The sequence below is a fragment of the Bradyrhizobium sp. AZCC 1588 genome (assembly GCF_036924735.1).
In the GTDB taxonomy this organism is placed as follows: Bacteria; Pseudomonadota; Alphaproteobacteria; order Rhizobiales; family Xanthobacteraceae; genus Bradyrhizobium.
Genome location: NZ_JAZHSC010000001.1, coordinates 1,224,430 through 1,241,658, shown reverse-complemented (window position 1 = coordinate 1,241,658; position 17,229 = coordinate 1,224,430). Strand labels below are relative to the sequence as shown.

Sequence of the window (17,229 nt, the reverse complement as noted above, 5' to 3'; positions counted from 1 at the left end):
GTTGGATCCATGAATCGTCCGGTCCGAACGGGAACTGATCCCGATGAGGCGCGCGCGCGCATTCTGGAGGTGGCGGAGGAGCACTTTCGCCGCATCGGTTACCATAAGACGTCGGTGGCCGACATCGCCTCCGAACTCGGCATGAGCCCGGCGAATGTCTACCGCTTCTTTTCCTCCAGGGATGCGATCAACGAGTCGATCTGCGAGCGGGTTTTGAACGAGGTTGCTGACATCGCCTTTGCGATCGCACACACGAACGCGCCGGCCATGGAGAAGCTCGATCAACTCCTGACCGCCGTTCACCGCCACAACAAGATGACGCTGGTCAAGCAAAGGCACATGCACGACCTGATTGTCGCCGCCATGCAGGAGAACTGGACGATCATCAAGGCGCACGTCGAACGGATGGTGGCGATCTTCGAGGCGATCATACGCGAGGGCATCGAAGCGGGCGAGTTCGAGGTCGAAGATGCCGCGGAAGCCGCGCGAGCGGTCAAATCCGCCTTCACGCCATTCTTCCATCCGACTCTGATCGAGCACTGCGTTCGACACGGCGAAGATACCGAAGCAGACCTGCGCAACCAGATCCGCTTCATCCTGAAGGCTCTCGGCAGGTCCGGCTAAACCAATCCGCGTATTCAGGTCTGTGGTTCCGAACTAAGCCGACTGCGTCGGAAACCGCAGGCTATGCTCTGTGGGAGTTGGAGGCTGGTAACTGCCTCCGGCGACCCGGTGAGTACAGTCGAGAGGCTTTCTCCTACCAATTTGTCACGCGAATTTGACGTTCTTGTTTAGGGGCAGTTCGCGCACACGCTTTCCGGTGAGAGCAAAGATGGCGTTCGCGAGCGCCGGCGCCGCTGGCGGAACGGGAGGTTCGCCAATTCCGCGCACCTCACTGCCAAGCTGCAATCCCTTGACGATGATTTCCGGCGCTTGGTGGAATCTCATTGCCTCGAACTCATGATAATTGGTCTGGACCGGCGCGAAGTTGTCGTAGGTCAGCTCACAATTCATAGCGTGGCCCAAGCCCCAGATAATGCCTCCCTGGATCTGCGCCTCGAAATTGATCGGATCGAGAACACGGCCCACGTTGCAAACGGCATATACTCTGTCGATCCTGATGCCTTGCGGCGTATCGCTCACTTCAACGACTTCTGCCATCGGCACACCAAATGATAAGGTCAGGGCAACCCCGCGAGCTCGCCTGTCGTCTATGCGGCGTCCCTTCCAGCCGGAGATATCCCGCAGAGTTTCCAGGACAGCCTTCGAGGCGTCATGATTGCATAGCCGAATAAGCTCTGCCATCGGGTCCGCGCCCGCGGCATGGATCAATTCGTCCAAGAAGGATGCATGATGGAAGCCATTGCCGGAGGCTCCAACCGATCGCCACGGGCTGACGGGCACCATTTCCTTCGCCCGGTAACCTGTCACCCGGTAGTTCGGTATTGCGAAGGGTTGGTCCCAAACACCATTGACACTGCTAGTATCGGGGCCGGGAGGAACGGGCGCCTGCAGACGGTTAAACCAGGAGGCCCCCATTGATTGGCCGGCGATATCGATGCTCATGCTCTCGACCTTGCCATCGCGAACCGTTCCCTTTGCGCGCGAGAGCTGGATTGGGCGCGGATAGTCGTGCGCCATGTTCTCTTCTCGGCTCCAAGTCATTTTGACCGGAACGCCTTCCATCGCAATCGCGAGCTCGATGGCCTGCAGCGCATAGGTGTCGTCGAGTCGTGCGCCAAAGCTGCCGCCAATCGGCTGAGCGTGCACATGAACCTTGTCTTCCGGCAGTTGGGCCAGCTTAGCAGCGTGCATCTGGAGGAATAGCGGGATTTGCGTTCCGGTCCAGACGTCGAGCCGTTCCTTCGTATAGAGTACGACCGCACTCATGGGCTCGAGCGGCGCGTGAGCCAGATATGGCGTTCGATACTCCGCCTCAATCTGGTTGGATGCGGCGGCCAATACCTTCTCGACGTCTCCGTCGTTGCGAAATCGGCTGTCCTGCAGTTCCTTGGAGAACGAACTCTCCAAAACCTTCCACATTCCAGCCGAGTTGGCCGGATAGGGAGGATCGTTCCATTCGATCTTGATCGCGGCCGCGGCCTGAAAGGCTCTCCACGTGTTGTCGGCGATGACGCCCACGCCGTCTTTGACCGGGACGATCTTCTTTACGCCCCTCATCTTTTCCGCGGTAGAGGCATCATATCGTTTGATCGTGCCTCCCATGCCGGGATTGGCACGCACGGTTGCGTACAGCATCCGGTCCAAACGAACATCAATCCCATACTGCTGTGTACCGGTAGACTTCGCAACGATATCGATCCTGCGCATGCTCTTGCCGATGTAACGCCACTCCCGTTCCGATCGGAGCGTGACATCCGTAATGGGCTCAAGCTGCGCGGCCTCGACGGCTAGTTCCGCGTAAGTAACGGACTTGCCATCGGGCAGGATGACCTTGCCGTCTTGAGTTTTCAGTAGCGATCGAGACACTCCCGATCTCTTGGCGGCCGCCTGCTTCAAAGTCTCGCGCGCAACGGCCCCCGCCATGCGGAGTTTGTGAAAACCGTCCGGTACGGTGGAGGATCCGCCCGTTATCTGCATGCCTAGCAGGCGGCTTAATACTTCGCCGCCACCGCGCGCACCCCGTGCCAGGAAACCATCATCGATTGTCGCAAAGGGCAGGCTGTCGTCCATGATCCGGCTGTTGTAGTATGCCGAACTCGGCGGACCAGGGTCGACGCGAACCTTATGCGGATCCACATCGAGCTCTTCGGCAATCAGATGAGCTTGGATGGAATAGGCGCCCTGGCCTTTGTCGGCTCGCGGAGTAATAAGAGTGACGCCCTTCGCATCAACGCGGACGTAGGGCGTGATCGCGGCTTCACCCGGCTGGAGGCCTTTGAGCAACGGATTGAGAGGTTCCTTGCGCAAGTTGTAATAGCCGAACGCGACGCCACCGGCGATCGCAGCAGATCCGATCAGAAACGTGCGTCGTGCAATTTTTCCAAGCCGAGCCACGCTATTTCCCCTTCATCATCTGGGCTGCAGTTTTGACGGCGCTGTGGATGCGAGGATAAGTTCCGCATCTGCAAAGATTTCCGCTCATGGCGTCGGCAATATCGGTCTCAGACGGGTCGGGGGTGTTCGACAGGAAGGCTGCTGCAGTCATCATTTGGCCGGACTGACAATAGCCGCACTGCGCAACTTGGTGCTCGATCCAAGCCTGCTGAACCAGGTGTGGGTTTGCCGGCGTTCCGAGACCCTCGATCGTCGTGACGCTGCCGCGAACTTCGCCAGCACTGATCGAGCATGAACGAACCGCGGCACCGTCGACATGCACGGTGCATGCGCCGCAAAGCCCGGCGCCGCAGCCATACTTCGGTCCCGTAATGCCGAGTTCATCCCGAAGTACCCAAAGAAGCGGCATTTCCGGTTCGATGTCCAAGTCGTGTCGCTTGCCATTGACGGTCAATTGCATTGCGAATGCTCCAGCGATTGAGAAAACGACGATTGGCGCCCGTCTGCTCTTCAGGAGCTCCCAACACTATTGGCAGAGTTGAGGTCCCGCGGACAACGCGCGGTCATTCCCTATGAGTCGTTCCTCGTCTATTACCAGACTTGACTAGTTTTTTGCAAGTGACTAAGTTTTGCTCAGACATTTTGATTTGAGCGAGATCGGAGCCGATTTGGACCTGCTGATGAGGGAGCTGGTGTGTGGTCGATTTAGCGAGTCATCCAACCGTTGTAGCGCATCGAGCTGAGACAAAATCGTCGCGGCCGCACACATTGGACGCCGATCGGCTCCGGTCATTGTGTTTGGAGGCTGGGGCGGACGACGTAGGCTTCGTCGAAGTCGATCGCGAAGATATCGCCGCGCACCGCGCAGATATCATCGGCGTGTTTCCCCGCACGAAGTCGATCATCAGCATTGTGTGCCGGATGAATCGCGAGAACATCCGAACTCCAATGCGGTCCATCGCAAACATCGAGTTTCATCACGTTGTTCACAAGACCGACGACGTCGTTCGAGAGATCGTCAGTAAGCTGGAAGCCATCGGCGTTCGAGCGATCAATGCGGCTGCCGTTGGCTTTCCCATGGAAATGGACCGTTTCGGCGCGGGCAAGCAATGGCTGGTATCGCACAAGCCGATTGCCGAAGCGGCCGGCCTTGGTCGGATGGGCATTCATCGCAACGTCATCCATCCAAAGTTCGGCAACTTTGTTCTTCTCGGGACCGTCTTGCTGGATGCGGAGGTCAGTGCTTACTCGCGGCCGCTTGATTACAGCCCTTGCCTGGAATGCAAGCTGTGCGTTTCCGCCTGTCCCACTGGTGCGATCGCCCCGGACGGGCATTTTGATTTCGCGGCCTGCTACACCCACAACTATCGCGAATTCACAGGCGGTTTCACCGATTGGGTAGATGCGATCGCCGACAGTCCGAGTTCGCGTGCCTATCGGGATAGAGTCACGCCGGCAGAAACGGCCTCAATGTGGCAAAGCCTTTCCTTCGGAGCGAATTACAAAGCCGCTTACTGTATGGCGGTGTGTCCGGCAGGCGAAGATGTGATCGGTCCGTATCTTGCCGACCGAAAGCAATACATGGAAGAGATAGCCAGACCGCTAAACGAAAAGGCTGAGACCGTCTATGTCGTCGCCGGATCTGACGCTGAAGCCTACGTGCCCCGCCGCTTCCCGCACAAGCCGATCAAGCGCGTCCGCAACGGGCTCTCGAACATACGTTCGATTTTCGCCTTTCTGAGATCTCTTACATTGGTCTTTCAGCGGGGACGTTCTGCCGGCCTTAATGCGACGTTTCATTTCACATTCGTCGGCCGCGAAACCGCGGAAGTGACCGTCGAGATCAGGAACAAGACGATAAAGGTTACCAATGGCCGCCACGGTGCGGCAGATTTCGCTATGACAGCCGATAGTGACGCGTGGCTGAGCTTTGTCCGCAAAGAGGTGAAGCTGCCTTGGCTGCTGCTGCGCAGGAGACTTCGCTTCCGCGGTTCACCGCGGCTGCTGCAGGCCTTTGGCCGGTGCTTTCCGTCTTGATCGTTCTGAGCGTGGACAGACGGCCATAAAGCCGTACAGATCTGATGCCCGAGCGTCTAAGCGTTGGCGCGGTAGCGCCCCCGGTCGCCAGTGTATCCTATCCTGCTATTTTGAAAGCACCGCGGACGGATGATCAACGCACTGCTTTACGAATCAAGATGCTCGCCGAGGCAAACGTTTTGCCTTGACGTTGTGCATGATGACCATCATTCTCGTTGCTGAAGATGAGGAACGAGGCAGAAAGCGCACCGAACTCTGGGCACTCTGGCAACTGTTCAGACGTCAACGTTGCCCGTGCGGAATGGAGCAGATGCGCGCTGAGTGTCCAGGGGGGGCGGCGATGGCGGTTGAGGTTCTGACGCAATCTTCCGGAGGCGATAGGGACGCTTGCCAGACCGTCGAGTCGACTACCGAAGCTGCAAGCGGTCAGGTGCAGATTTCGTCGCCGAGAGCACGAGGACGAGCGGCGGAAGTAAACTGGGATCTCTTCCGACTATTCGTTTCCGTCGCCAAGATCGGCAGTCTCAATCGGGCGGCTCGCGAAATTGGTATGAGCCAGCCGACACTCGGTCGGCGATTGAAGGAGCTGGAACGCTACATCGGAGCTCCGCTGTTCTTTCGAGTGTCGTCTGGTGTCAAGCTCACACAGGAAGGCGAACAACTCCGTCAGTCGGCGGCCGACATGGTACGTTCGTTCGAGTTGTTTCAGCGCGACCTGTCATCGCGCGTCGGGGACAGATCCTACTCTATCAAGATCTCTGCCACGGAAGGCCTGACCAAGCACTGGTTGTTGCCTCGCGCCAAAAAGCTGCGTGCGCTGGACGACCAGATCCGACTCGAGATTAACTCCACGGTTCTGCAGCAGAATCTTGCCGCAAGCGACCTCGATTTCGTTCTCAGGATGGGACATCCGGGCGACAACGAGCTGATTGGGCGGCGGGTGGCGACGGTTGCATTCGGCTTGTTCGCGTCCGAAGCCTACCTGGCTGAGCATCCAGCGCCACGGTCTGTTGCGGATCTCGACAAGCACGAGATTATCGGGAGTCCGGTTGACTTTGCCGACCTTCGCAGTGAACGTGCTGGACAAATGGTTCTCCTCACGCGCTTCAAGGCTGCCGCGGACGCCCGCGGCGCATTGAGGGTAATGCCGATCGCAAATCATTTTTCGGCCGCTGCCGCGGGACTTGGGTTGGCATTCCTGGCGGTCCCGTTCGCTCTCGCAGAGGGCTTGGTGCGTGTTCTTCCGCACGAATCGTCGTCAATGGATCTTTGGCTATTGCGTCGACGCGAGAGCGATCTACGCAAGCTGACACGGCAGGTCCGTCGATGCCTCGAAGCAGAGTTTGCGGAGTCTCGTGCGTGGTTTCTGGGGCAGCAAGGGCCTCGACGGCGTTTGCAGCGCATTGCGTGACGGTCTCATGATGTCCTGAAAACGAGCGCACCGGATCTTCCGCGACCAACGGAACTCAACGGCGTTCGCAGGCAGCGAAAAGAGCGCCGGTTTTGAGCGCAGATTAGTTCCTTGAATGCCTGAGACGGAGATAGGTCACCGGCACCGACTAGACGGTATTGACTCAACCGAAAAAAAATGGCTCGGCAAGATGTGCGCTCGCCTTGCAAAGCTTGGTTACGAGCGGGAAGATCGGCCGCGCATTTCCGCGCAATCGAGGACTGATCTTCGCGCCGCTAGCAAGATCTTCTTCGATCCTACCTCGTCTCTCATCACGCGGGAAAGAATCATGGCGCCTACGATCGTGCACATCACCGAAATAGCGAACTCGGCCGCGTCCTCGTCCTCAATAAGCGCAGCGATGCTGTCGAAGGATGATTCGAGATACGCCGTCATGATTTCCCGCGTTCGCGAATCGGCGCGGGCGACGTCGCCGGCCAGAGCAGCAACGGCGCAGCCGGACGCCGGGTGATCGCGATGTGCCTTGCTAAGGTAGGCGTTCAGGAAAGATTTGAGCGTGCGCGGCCCTTTGGCGCTTGCGGCGTTGATTGCCGACGCGTCGCCATCAGCGAGAGCCCGATCGAGCGCTTGGGCGATCAGATCATCGCGGGATTCGAAATGTCCGTAGAAGCCGCCATGGGTTAGTCTGGCGGACTTCATGAGTTCGCCAATGCTGACGCCCGCCAATCCCAGTTCCCTGAGTTGCAGGGCTGCGGCATCCAGAATCCGCTCCCGGCTTCTTGCCTTCCGCGCCTGTGAGTGCCCCACCGGTGTCGCTCCAAGGAAGTTGCGCTTGACGATCTGGATGTCGGCCGTCAAGGGTCGAGTGATGGGGTCAATTACGGTTTTGACAAGATCCGCTTTGTGACGCCGGTGCGTTCGCGAAGCCGGGTACGGGCAAGATTCAAGCTGATGGAGGTGACTGCCCGCGGCCCAAAGGATTCATGACAAGGTCGGAGGTCATCGTCGAGATCGAGGGCTCCGACAAGCCTGCCTTGGTCGCGGAGCGGCTTGGCGTCACCTATTTCGCGGAGCCTCTTGCCGCTAACAGCTATATAGGCAATGCTTGGCATGGCTCAGTTGCCAGAGCTGGCTTCAATTAATATGAGAAGGCCGGATCAAAGCGTTGCCATTGATGCTGGAGCAAATGCCGACAGTTCGGCGAATCGCCTGTCGCGAACTTTTGATGTCCAATATGGATCGGCGATCAGCGCCCGACCTACCGCGACAAGGTCGAACTCGCCACCTCCAAGGCGGGCTTCCAAATCGTGCAACTCGCTGACCTCGGCGCTCTTGCCCTTGTAGGAGTCGATAAAGTCAGCACCTTCGAGGCCGACAGATCCAACGGTGATCGATGGTTTTCCGGTAAGCTTTTTGCTCCATCCGGCGAGATTTAGATCGGAACCGGAGAACTCGGGCTCCCAGAATCGTCGCGTCGAAGCGTGGAATATGTCGGCGCCGGCGTCGACCAGCGGAGTCAGGAGGGCGGCCAGTTCGTCAGGTGTGCGCGCAAGCCGCGCGCTATAGTCTTGCTGCTTCCACTGGGAGAAACGGTGAATGATGACAAAGTCCGGTCCGACGCGCGTTCGAATTGCCTTGATGATCTCAGCGGCGAACCGGGTCCGCTTTACCAGGTTTCCACCATAAGCGTCATCTCGCCTGTTGGACTGTCCCCAAAGGAATTGGTCCACCAGATATCCATGCGCCCCATGTAACTCGACAGCGTCGAAGCCGATCTCCTTCGCAACCAGCGCGGCTCTTGCAAATGCGTCGATGGTGTCGGCGATATCCGCATCGGTCATCGGTTCAGCTACTTGCTTCCCAGAACCCGATAGTCCCGAGGGCCCGTCCGATTTGCCGTCTGGCCGGGGACCGGTACCCGGCTTGCGCACCATGCCTTGATGCCAGATTTGTGGCGCGATCTTCGCGCCGGCGGCATGGACCGCGGCGACGACCTTGCGCCAGCCATCGATGCTTCGGCGTGAATACAAATTTGGGATATTGGAATCGTTTGAGCTGCCGGCCCGGTCGATGGTCGTGCCTTCGGTAATGATCAGCCCAACCCCGCCTTCCGCTCGCCGGCGGTAGTATGCGGCAACATCGTCTCCGGGCGTCTCATCGGGACTTTTGGAGCGCGTCATGGGCGCCATAACCACACGGTTCCGAATTTCAAGCGATTTCACCTGGAAGGGTTCGAACAGTGGATTAGTCGTCATGATGCGCCTCTGCAGCGGGTAGGGGGCGTTTGCAGCGCTAGGCCGCCAACTGTCAGCGCCGGGAAAGTAAACCACAGGCTCGCCGTCGTGAAATTCATTCCTGAATAGGGCAGGCACAAGAATGTTGTAGCCGGCGGCGGGCACAAATTGTCATGTGACCTGATCGAGCGCACCGCCGCGGGCCGATATCCCTCAGGTGTCAAGCGCTGCAAGGAGGGAGCAAATGAGCGAACAGAAGGCCCCGCTGGGTCGGATCCGCACTGAGGTTCACGGGCGGGTGCTGAAAATCATCATCGACAATCCGACGAAGAAGAATTCGTTCAACCCGCAGATGATGGTGCAGATCTCCGATGCGATAACCTTGCTGGATCGCAATGACGATTATTGGGCCGGCGTGGTCTGCGCCGAGGGCAGCGACTTTACCTCCGGTCTCGACATGCCCAAATTCTTCGGCCCGAAGGCCGAAAGGGTTGATCCCCCGGCTGCCAACATCGACGTGTTCGCCCTCAAGGGGCGTTGCCGCAAACCGGTTATCACCGCGGTGCAGGGCATCGTCTACACCATCGGCATCGAAATGATGCTCGCCGGAGACATTGTCGTCGCTGCCTCAAATAGTCGATTCTGCCAAATGGAGTCGAAGCGGGGTATTGCGCCGCTTGGCGGGGCGCACTTCCGATTTCTGACCCGGGCCGGGTGGGGCGACGCAATGTACCATCTGTTCCTGTGCGACGAGTTCGATGCCGCGCAGGCCCACAAGATCGGCCTCGTGCAGGAAGTGGTCGACCCCGGAAAGCAAATTGAGCGTGCGATGGAGCTGGCGCAAACCATTGCCAAGAACGCGCCGATCGGAATCCAGGTCACCAAAGAAGCTGCGTTGAAGTACATCGAAGCCGCTGAACGAGTTGCGATCGACTACATCCCCAAAATCAAGGACCGTGTCTTCAACAGCCAGGACATGATGGAGGGCATCCAATCCTTCGTCGAACGTCGTGCCGCGGTCTTCAAGGGGCGTTAGTCGTCGGCGCCGTGACCAATTCGGCAAGGAAAAGGAGTCACTCATGGGCAGCACGCAAGGCGTCCGATCTTACGAAGATCGCACCGCTCGCGTTGGATTGGTCTCACATTGCCGAGGCACTGAGCGCGCCAAAGGTGGTTTTGCCATCGCGGAGTAGGTGCGTTCGAGCAGATGCGAAGGAGCTATGACTTGTCATGATCGCCGCCAGCGAGACCTTTGGTGGAACTTGGCCTTTCGAACCCTGCTTTTTTGAGGGAGCCGGTTTTCGGATGCATTACGTCGACGAGGGGACCGGCGACCCCATCGTTTGTTTGCATGGGGAGCCCACCTGGGGTTATCTCTATCGACGTTTCATCCCACCGCTTTCCGCCACGCACAGAGTCGTCGTTCCTGACCACATGGGTTTCGGCAAGAGCGAAACTCCTCGGGATCGAGAATATTCGCTGAGGACTCATGTCGACAACCTGACCAAATTGATCGAAGCGCTCGATCTCAAGAACATTACGTTCGTTTTGCAGGATTGGGGTGGGCTGATCGGCTCAGCGTTCACGCTACGACATCCGCACCGCGTCAGGCGCCTGTTTCTCCTCAACACGTTGGCCGGCTATGGAAAGACCTCCGCGGGGTCGACGCCCTGGTTCCAGCTCATCCTGAAGCATCACAAAGCCGGCACGCTCGGGGAGGTGTTGGGGCACCTGGACGTGAATATCCTCAGCATCATGAAGACGCAGGGTTTGGAGAATTTGTCGGCGGTGGATTCCAATTGGCTTGCAGCCTTCGGCTCGGCCTTTCCAACGAAGGAGGACTGCGTCGGGGCAATTGAGTTTCCGCTCGACGCTTTGCTCGGTCGGATCATTCCATACCTCGAGGAGGGCGTTCCGCTTCTCCAAAACCTGAGGTCGAAACCCGCGATGCTTGCGGTCGGCATGAAGGATCGAGCAATTGCGCCGGAGAACCAGATCTCTGATTTCAAAGCAATATGGCCTGACGGGCCGGTCATCAAGCTCCCGCATGCGGGACACTTTAGTCAGGAAGACGCACCGGACACCATCATTGCATCGGTTGAGCTGTTCATCCAAAGCGCCAGGTGCTTGTGCAAGCAAACCTGGCTGGTCTTGCGGGAACAGCGGTGCGTGTCCGGCCATGAAGAGCAACTTTATGAAAAGGAATCGCTCATGGGCAGCGTGAAGAAGGCATTCGATCTTACGGGAAAAATCGCGCTCGTAACGGGCGGCTCACGTGGATTGGGCTTGCAGATCGCCGAGGCATTGGGCGAGCAAGGCGCCAAGGTGATTTTGTCGTCGCGGAAAGCCGCCGATCTCGAGCAGGCGTGTTCACATCTTTCAAAGCTCGGATATCAGGCGGACGCTATCGCGGCCGACAATTCCAAGGATGACGATATCATGCGGTTGGTCGACCAAGCCTTGGGCAAGTTTGGCAGGATCGATATTCTCTTGAACAATGCCGGCGCCACCTGGGGAGCTCCGACAGAGGATCATCCTGTCGAAGCATGGGACAAGGTGATGAATCTCAATATTCGTTCCCTGTTCGTGTTGAGCCAGCAGGTCGCGAAGCGGTCGATGATTCCGAACAAGTACGGGCGCATCATCAACATGGCGTCGATTGCCGGATTGCGGGGGCACGTTGGCGAGCCGCAGATGATTGCCTACAACACGAGTAAGGGGGCGGTTGTCAATTTCACCCGCGCATTGGCGGGCAGTTGGGGTCAGTACGGCATTACGGTCAATGCGCTCGCTCCCGGTTTCTTCCCGTCCAAAATGACGGCCGGAACCATTAAGGCGGTTGGCCTCGAAAAGCTGACTGAGGGTGTTCCGCTGCGTCGCATCGGTGATGAAGACGATCTGAAGGGGGCGATCATCCTGTTCGCCAGCGACGCCGGCAAGCACATTACCGGTCAGATATTGGCAGTGGACGGCGGCATCATGGCTGTCTGACAGCTCGCCCACCGGCCCTTGCTGGCGCGCACTCAATTCAATGTTGAATAGCCGCTCGCCAGATGCGCTGTGGCCAGCACTGACCAAGCCGAACTACCAAGCTGCCAACCAGCCGGTGCCGCGCAAGCGGTTTGGGCGGATCCGAGCGCACCGCCCATCCTAAAGGAGATAGCCGATGACAAGCCCTGTTATTATCGAGAAGCACGGCAGTGTGGCCGTTCTTCTGGTCGACAACCCGCCAGTGAACGCGCTCGGGTCGGCGGTGCGCCAAGGTCTGCGCGACGCCATGCGGGAGGTGCTGGACAATCCGCAGTATGCGGCCGTCGTGCTTGCCTGCGCCGGCCGCACCTTCATTAGCGGGCCGACATTCGCGAGTTCGACCAGAAGATCGAGGGACCCAGTCTCGACGAAATCAATCGCCTGTTCGAGAACCGGTCCAAGCCTGTCGTCGCCGCAATTCATGGCGTCGCGTTTGGCGGCGGGCTCGAAGTCGCGATGGGTTGCCATTTCCGTATTGCGGCGAGCGATGCCAAGCTCGGGCAACCGGAAGTCAAACTTGGATTGATCCCGGGTGGTGGCGGTACGCAACGTCTGCCGCGTGCCATCGGACCGGCGAGAGCTGTGCAATTGATCGTGACGGGCGATCCGATCGGCGCGGAAGAGGCCCTGCAGCTTGGTCTGGTCCACGAAATATTCGAAGGGGATCCAGTCGCGGCAGGTGTTGCCTTTGCGCAGAAAGTTCTGTCCGAACGCCGTCCTGCGCGTTCCCTGCGCGATGACGATTCGAAGCTGCAAGCGGCACGCGCTGACAGAAGCATCCTGACGAAGGCGGCGGCTGAAGCGATGAAGCGCAATAAGGGGCTGGAAGCTCCGGCGGCCTGCGTGGAAGCCGTTGCCTGGTGCCTGGACGTACCATTCGATGAAGCGATCCGGCGCGAATGGGAGCTGTTCACGCGATTGAGAGGTGGCGATCAGTCAAGAGCGCTGCGTCACGTGTTCTTCGCGGAACGCAGCAGCAACAAGATCGCTGGTGTCGAAGCGGGCACGCGCCCGCGCAAGATCGACTCGGTTGCGATCATCGGCGCGGGCACCATGGGTGGGGGCATCGCCATGTCCTTTGCCAACGCCGGCATCTCGGTGAAGCTGATCGAGATCGCAAAAGACGCGCTCGACCGTGGCCTTGGTACCATACGGAAAAATTGCGAGGCGACCGCAGCGCGCTCGGGGATGTCTTCGGACACCGTGACCAAGCGCTTGGGATTGATTGCGGGTGCCGTGGGCCTAGAGCACGCTGGGCAAGCCGACCTCATCGTCGAGGCCGCTTTTGAGACTATGCAGATAAAGAAGGACATTTTCTCCGAGCTCGATAAAGTTGCGAAGCCGGGCGCGATTCTCGCAACAAATACGTCCTTTCTTGACGTCAACGCGATCGCCGCCGTCACGAAGCGTCCCCAAGATGTCCTCGGGATGCACTTCTTCAGCCCGGCGAATGTCATGAAGCTGTGCGAGATCGTGCGTAGTGAAAAGTCGGCGCCGGACGTGCTGGCTACCGCCGCCGCAGTCGCGCGGCGCATCGGCAAGATTCCCGTCGTCGTGGGCGTCTGCCACGGCTTTGTCGGCAATCGAATGCTCGTTGTGCGTATCCGCCAGGCCAGCAAGATGTTGCTTGAGGGGGCGCTGCCGCAGCAGGTTGACGCTGTCGCGACGCGGTTCGGAATGATGGGGCCCTTTGCCATGGGGGATATGGCAGGTCTCGATATCGGCTGGCGATCGCGCAAGGATAGTGGCGAGACATCTCCGATCGAGGATGCGTTGTGCGAAGCGGGAAGATTCGGTCAGAAGACCGGAGCGGGGTACTACCGGTACGATGCTGGATCCAGAACGCCGATTCCGGATGCCGACGTAGAGGCCTTGATCGTGGATACCAGTCGCAAGCTGGGCATCACGCGACGCCAGATCAGCGACGCCGAGATTCATGAACGACTGATTTATCCAATGATCAATGAGGGCGCACGAATTTTGGAGGAAGGGATCGTGGAGCGGGCGAGCGACATCGATCTGGTCTGGCTCTATGGATATGGCTGGCCGCCCCAGACCGGCGGTCCGATGTTTCTTGCGGATAGGGTAGGCCTGCCCGTCGTGGCTGAGCGGCTGGCCTATATGGCCGCGCTGGACAAGGACGAAACACTTCGGCCGGTACCGCTGCTACATCGCCTGGCTATGGCCGACGGAACGCTCGCGGCTTTCAAGTAGAAATGACACGCGCGACGCGTCAAAGGACACGGACGGGATGGTCTACGTGATAGCAACGCTCACGGTGAAGCCAGAAATGAAGGCGAAGTTGTTTTCCGCCGCGAAGGATTGCATCGCCGCCACCCACAAGGAAGACGGATGTATTTCCTATGAGCTGTTCGAAAGTACCACCGATCCGAACAAGCTCGTGTTCGTCGAACAGTGGCAGTCGGCCGACTGCCTCCCTCTGCATTCCAAGAGCGACCACATGAGAGCATTTGGCCGCGTGGCGGTGAAGTGCTTTGCAGCCCCTGTACAGGTCCAGATCATCACTCCCGAAAAGGTCGAGAAGCGGTAGCTCTATCGTCCTCAGACGGCTCGGATAGCGGGTTCCATATAAGAACGATTTCAAGGCTGCACGGACTTCCCGTCCCCTTTGACGGGTCATTCAGTAACGACCCGGTCCCACCCCATGCCGATAGCAGCGTAAGCCGGTCGCGTTTCAAAGGTCAATTGGGGTTCTTGCGCGAGCTCAACCGGAGACGCCAGTCTCCCCACTGGCTTGCTTCCGTACGGATACGCGGGACAATTCTTCTCGAAGCGGCTTGACGAGTTCTAAAAAAGAACTGTAGGTTAACGGAAAGACGGCTGAACAATGGCCGCGGTTTGCAGGATCGCGGGCCCCGCCGGGGCGCGCACTCCGCTGTTCACAGGGAGGACGCTATGCTCAAATTGTTCAAAGCTGCTTTCGCACTGATGCTTTTGGCGCTGGGATCGTCCGCATTTGCCGCTGACGCGCCGGGGGTAACACAGACTGAGATCAAGATTGGCGGGGTCTTTCCTTTCAGCGGACCCGCTTCGTCGATCGGTTTGGTCGGCCGAGGGATTCTCGCTTATGTCCAGTCGATCAACGACCGCGGCGGCATCAACGGACGGAAGATCAATTACATTGCCTATGATGACGCCTACAGCCCGCCCAAGGCCGTAGAGCATGTTCGCAAGCTCGTCGAAAGCGATGAGGTTGCCTTCATCTTCAGCCAACTCGGCACGCCCGGTAATACGGCAGTGGCAAAATATCTGATGTCGAAGCGAGTGCCGGCTATCGGCATCGTCTCGGGGTCGAACAAGTTCACGAACGTGACGGACTTTCCGCTGACGACGACCAGCCTGGTCAGCTTCGACACGGAGGGAAAGATCTACGCCAAATTCCTGACCAAGACGCTGCCGAATGCGAAATATGCCATCCTCTATCAGAACGATGACCTCGGCAAAGATTACGTCAACGCTTTCAAGGCGAGTCTGAAGGGCGATTTCGACAAGAAAGTAACTGCCATCGCTTATGAAATCAGCGATCCGACAGTGGATTCTCAGGTCGTGAATTTGAAGAGCTCAGGTGCCGAAGCATTGCTGGTGGCAGGAACGCCAAAGTTTGCGGCGCAAGCAATCCGAAAGGCGGCCGAGATCGACTGGAAGCCAACAATCCTGCTGAACTACCCCTCCAGTTCGGTTGGCGCGACCCTTAAGCCGGCAGGCCTTGAAAGGTCGGTGGGGGTGATAGTCGGGACCATCCTGATGGATCCGACGGATGCGCAGTGGGATAGCACCGCAGGGATGAAGAATTATCGGGCATTCATCGACAGGTACATGCCGGGCGTCGATATCGCCGACGGCAATTACCTCTTCGGTTATACGCAGGCCATGCTGCTCGAACAGCTGATCAAGCAGTGCGGCAACGATCTGTCCCGCGAGAACATCATCAGGCAGGCGAAGAGCCTGAAGAATGTGGCGTTGCCGACACTGCTGCCCGGCGTCAGCGTCAATACGAGTGACAAGATCAACATGAACTACACGCAGATGAGGCTTCAGCGCTGGACCGGCACGCGCTGGGACCTTTTCAGCGAAGTACTCGATGCCTCCTCGGAGTGATGAGGGGCGACTAATGGCACGCGGAAAAAGAGAACTCGTACCGGCAGGGGTACGGGTATGGAGAGATCAAATGTCGATGAAATGGAAGATTGTGGCGGCTTTGGCTTTGCTTTTGAGCGGCCCGGCATTCGCGGCCGAAGAGCCCGGAATTACAGCGACCGAGATCAAGATCGGCGGCGTTTTTCCCTTCAGCGGACCGGCGTCGTCGATCGGTCTCGTGGGCAGGGGAGTTATGGCCTATATCCAGTCGGTCAACGACCGCGGCGGCATCAACGGTCGCAAGATCAACTACATCGCATATGATGATGCATATAGCCCTCCTAAGGCGGTGGAGCATGTCCGCAAACTCGTTGAGAGCGACGAAGTGTCGTTCATGTTCGGCCAGCTCGGCACTCCCGGTATCTCCGCTACGGCTAAATACCTGAGGTCGAAAGGGGTGCCCAGCATCGCAATTATGAGCGGGTCATCCAAGTTCACGGATGTTGCCAACTACCCGCTGACCACGACAGGTCTTGTCAGCTACGACACCGAAGGAAAGATCTACGCCAAATATTTGACGAGGGCATTGCCAAACGCAAAGTATGCCATCCTCTATCAGAACGACGATCTCGGCAAAGACTATGTCAACGCCTTCAGGGCGTTTCTCGGTAAGGATTTCGACCGAAAGGTCGTAACCGCGTCCTATGAGGTCACCGAACCGACGATTGATTCACAGGTGGTCAATCTGAAGAGCTCCGGTGCGGATGCCCTCGTGATCGCCGGCACGCCGAAGTTCGCCGCTCAGGCCATCCGGCAAGCCGCGGTGATCGGCTGGAAGGCGACCGTAATCCTCAATTTTCCATCCAGCTCGGTCGGAGGCACGCTCGCACCGGCCGGTCTCGACAAATCGGTTGGTGTGATCGTCGGCACGACCAACAAGGATATTCTGGATCCTGCATGGAAAGAGGACCCGGGCATGCAGGCCTACGGGGCATTCTTTGACAAGTATTTGCAGGGCGCCGATATCACCAACGGTAGCTATCTCACCGGCTATCAGCAAGGCATCGTGCTCGAGCAGATTCTAAAACAATGCGGGAGCGACTTGTCCCGCAAGAATATTCTTGCGCAGGCCAAGAACCTGAAGGACTTCGTCATTCCAACTGCGCTGCCCGGCATCAAGGTCAACACCTCCAGCGCCGAGAACATGATCTGGACGCAGATGCGGTTGCAGCGATGGGCCGGCACGAGCTGGCAAGCCTTCGGGGAAGTGCTGGACGCCAGGTCCGAGTGATCTGACCAGCGAAGCCACGAGTGCGGCAGTTCGATGCGAACTGCCCACCGTTCTGGCCCGAAGCTCGGTTGACGGATCACGCACCCAGGCGGTGGACCAGAGGCAATGGC

Annotated in this window: 12 protein-coding genes and 1 pseudogene; 9 read left to right on the top strand and 4 right to left on the bottom strand. The window is 58.4% G+C overall.

Going from position 1 to position 17,229, the window contains the following annotated elements; translation table 11 throughout:
* The first annotated feature begins 9 nt into the window (after window positions 1–9).
* Complete coding sequence (locus V1277_RS05900; protein ID WP_334415393.1) at window positions 10–624, top strand: TetR/AcrR family transcriptional regulator; 615 nt, start codon at window positions 10–12, stop codon at window positions 622–624.
* Between the two features lie 144 nt (window positions 625–768).
* On the opposite strand, the gene V1277_RS05895 is transcribed toward V1277_RS05900, so the two are convergent.
* Both V1277_RS05895 and V1277_RS05890 read right to left on the bottom strand, forming a co-directional pair.
* Entirely contained in the window at window positions 769–3,018 is a 2,250-nt protein-coding gene (locus V1277_RS05895) for a xanthine dehydrogenase family protein molybdopterin-binding subunit (RefSeq protein ID WP_334415392.1), read from the bottom strand.
* Window position 3,019: 1 nt separating this feature from the next.
* The gene (locus V1277_RS05890; protein ID WP_334415391.1) at window positions 3,020–3,478 is read right to left on the bottom strand and encodes a (2Fe-2S)-binding protein; all 459 of its coding nucleotides are present in this window, start codon (window positions 3,476–3,478) and stop codon (window positions 3,020–3,022) included.
* Window positions 3,479–3,714: 236 nt separating this feature from the next.
* Here V1277_RS05890 and V1277_RS05885 point away from each other — a divergent pair, with 236 nt between their 5' ends.
* Window positions 3,715–5,055, top strand: a complete 1,341-nt coding sequence (locus V1277_RS05885; RefSeq protein WP_334415390.1) for an SCP2 sterol-binding domain-containing protein — start codon at window positions 3,715–3,717, stop codon at window positions 5,053–5,055.
* Between the two features lie 196 nt (window positions 5,056–5,251).
* A complete protein-coding gene (locus V1277_RS05880; RefSeq protein ID WP_334415389.1) occupies window positions 5,252–6,466 on the top strand; it encodes a LysR family transcriptional regulator in 1,215 nt (404 codons plus the stop codon).
* A 216-nt stretch (window positions 6,467–6,682) separates the two neighbouring features.
* Here V1277_RS05880 and V1277_RS05875 read toward each other — a convergent pair whose 3' ends face one another.
* Window positions 6,683–7,324 (bottom strand): TetR/AcrR family transcriptional regulator, encoded by a 642-nt coding sequence (locus tag V1277_RS05875; protein WP_334415388.1) that lies wholly within the window; start codon window positions 7,322–7,324, stop codon window positions 6,683–6,685.
* A 299-nt stretch (window positions 7,325–7,623) separates the two neighbouring features.
* A complete protein-coding gene (locus V1277_RS05870; RefSeq protein WP_334415387.1) occupies window positions 7,624–8,721 on the bottom strand; it encodes an NADH:flavin oxidoreductase in 1,098 nt (365 codons plus the stop codon).
* 223 nt (window positions 8,722–8,944) lie between these two features.
* Here V1277_RS05870 and V1277_RS05865 point away from each other — a divergent pair, with 223 nt between their 5' ends.
* The 6 genes and pseudogenes from V1277_RS05865 to V1277_RS05840 all read left to right on the top strand — a co-directional run bounded on the left by V1277_RS05865 (window position 8,945) and on the right by V1277_RS05840 (window position 17,119).
* Window positions 8,945–9,736: a crotonase/enoyl-CoA hydratase family protein gene (locus tag V1277_RS05865; RefSeq protein WP_334415386.1), complete on the top strand. Its 792-nt coding sequence runs from the start codon at window positions 8,945–8,947 to the stop codon at window positions 9,734–9,736.
* 194 nt (window positions 9,737–9,930) lie between these two features.
* Entirely contained in the window at window positions 9,931–11,691 is a 1,761-nt protein-coding gene (locus V1277_RS05860) for an SDR family NAD(P)-dependent oxidoreductase (protein WP_334415385.1), read from the top strand.
* A gap of 175 nt (window positions 11,692–11,866) precedes the next feature.
* Window positions 11,867–13,944, top strand: a pseudogene (locus V1277_RS05855) (3-hydroxyacyl-CoA dehydrogenase NAD-binding domain-containing protein).
* A gap of 37 nt (window positions 13,945–13,981) precedes the next feature.
* Window positions 13,982–14,281: a putative quinol monooxygenase gene (locus V1277_RS05850; protein ID WP_334415384.1), complete on the top strand. Its 300-nt coding sequence runs from the start codon at window positions 13,982–13,984 to the stop codon at window positions 14,279–14,281.
* 365 nt (window positions 14,282–14,646) lie between these two features.
* Complete coding sequence (locus V1277_RS05845) at window positions 14,647–15,849, top strand: ABC transporter substrate-binding protein (RefSeq protein ID WP_334364329.1); 1,203 nt, start codon at window positions 14,647–14,649, stop codon at window positions 15,847–15,849.
* A 70-nt stretch (window positions 15,850–15,919) separates the two neighbouring features.
* Window positions 15,920–17,119 (top strand): ABC transporter substrate-binding protein, encoded by a 1,200-nt coding sequence (locus tag V1277_RS05840; protein WP_334415383.1) that lies wholly within the window; start codon window positions 15,920–15,922, stop codon window positions 17,117–17,119.
* The last annotated feature ends 110 nt before the right edge of the window (window positions 17,120–17,229 follow it).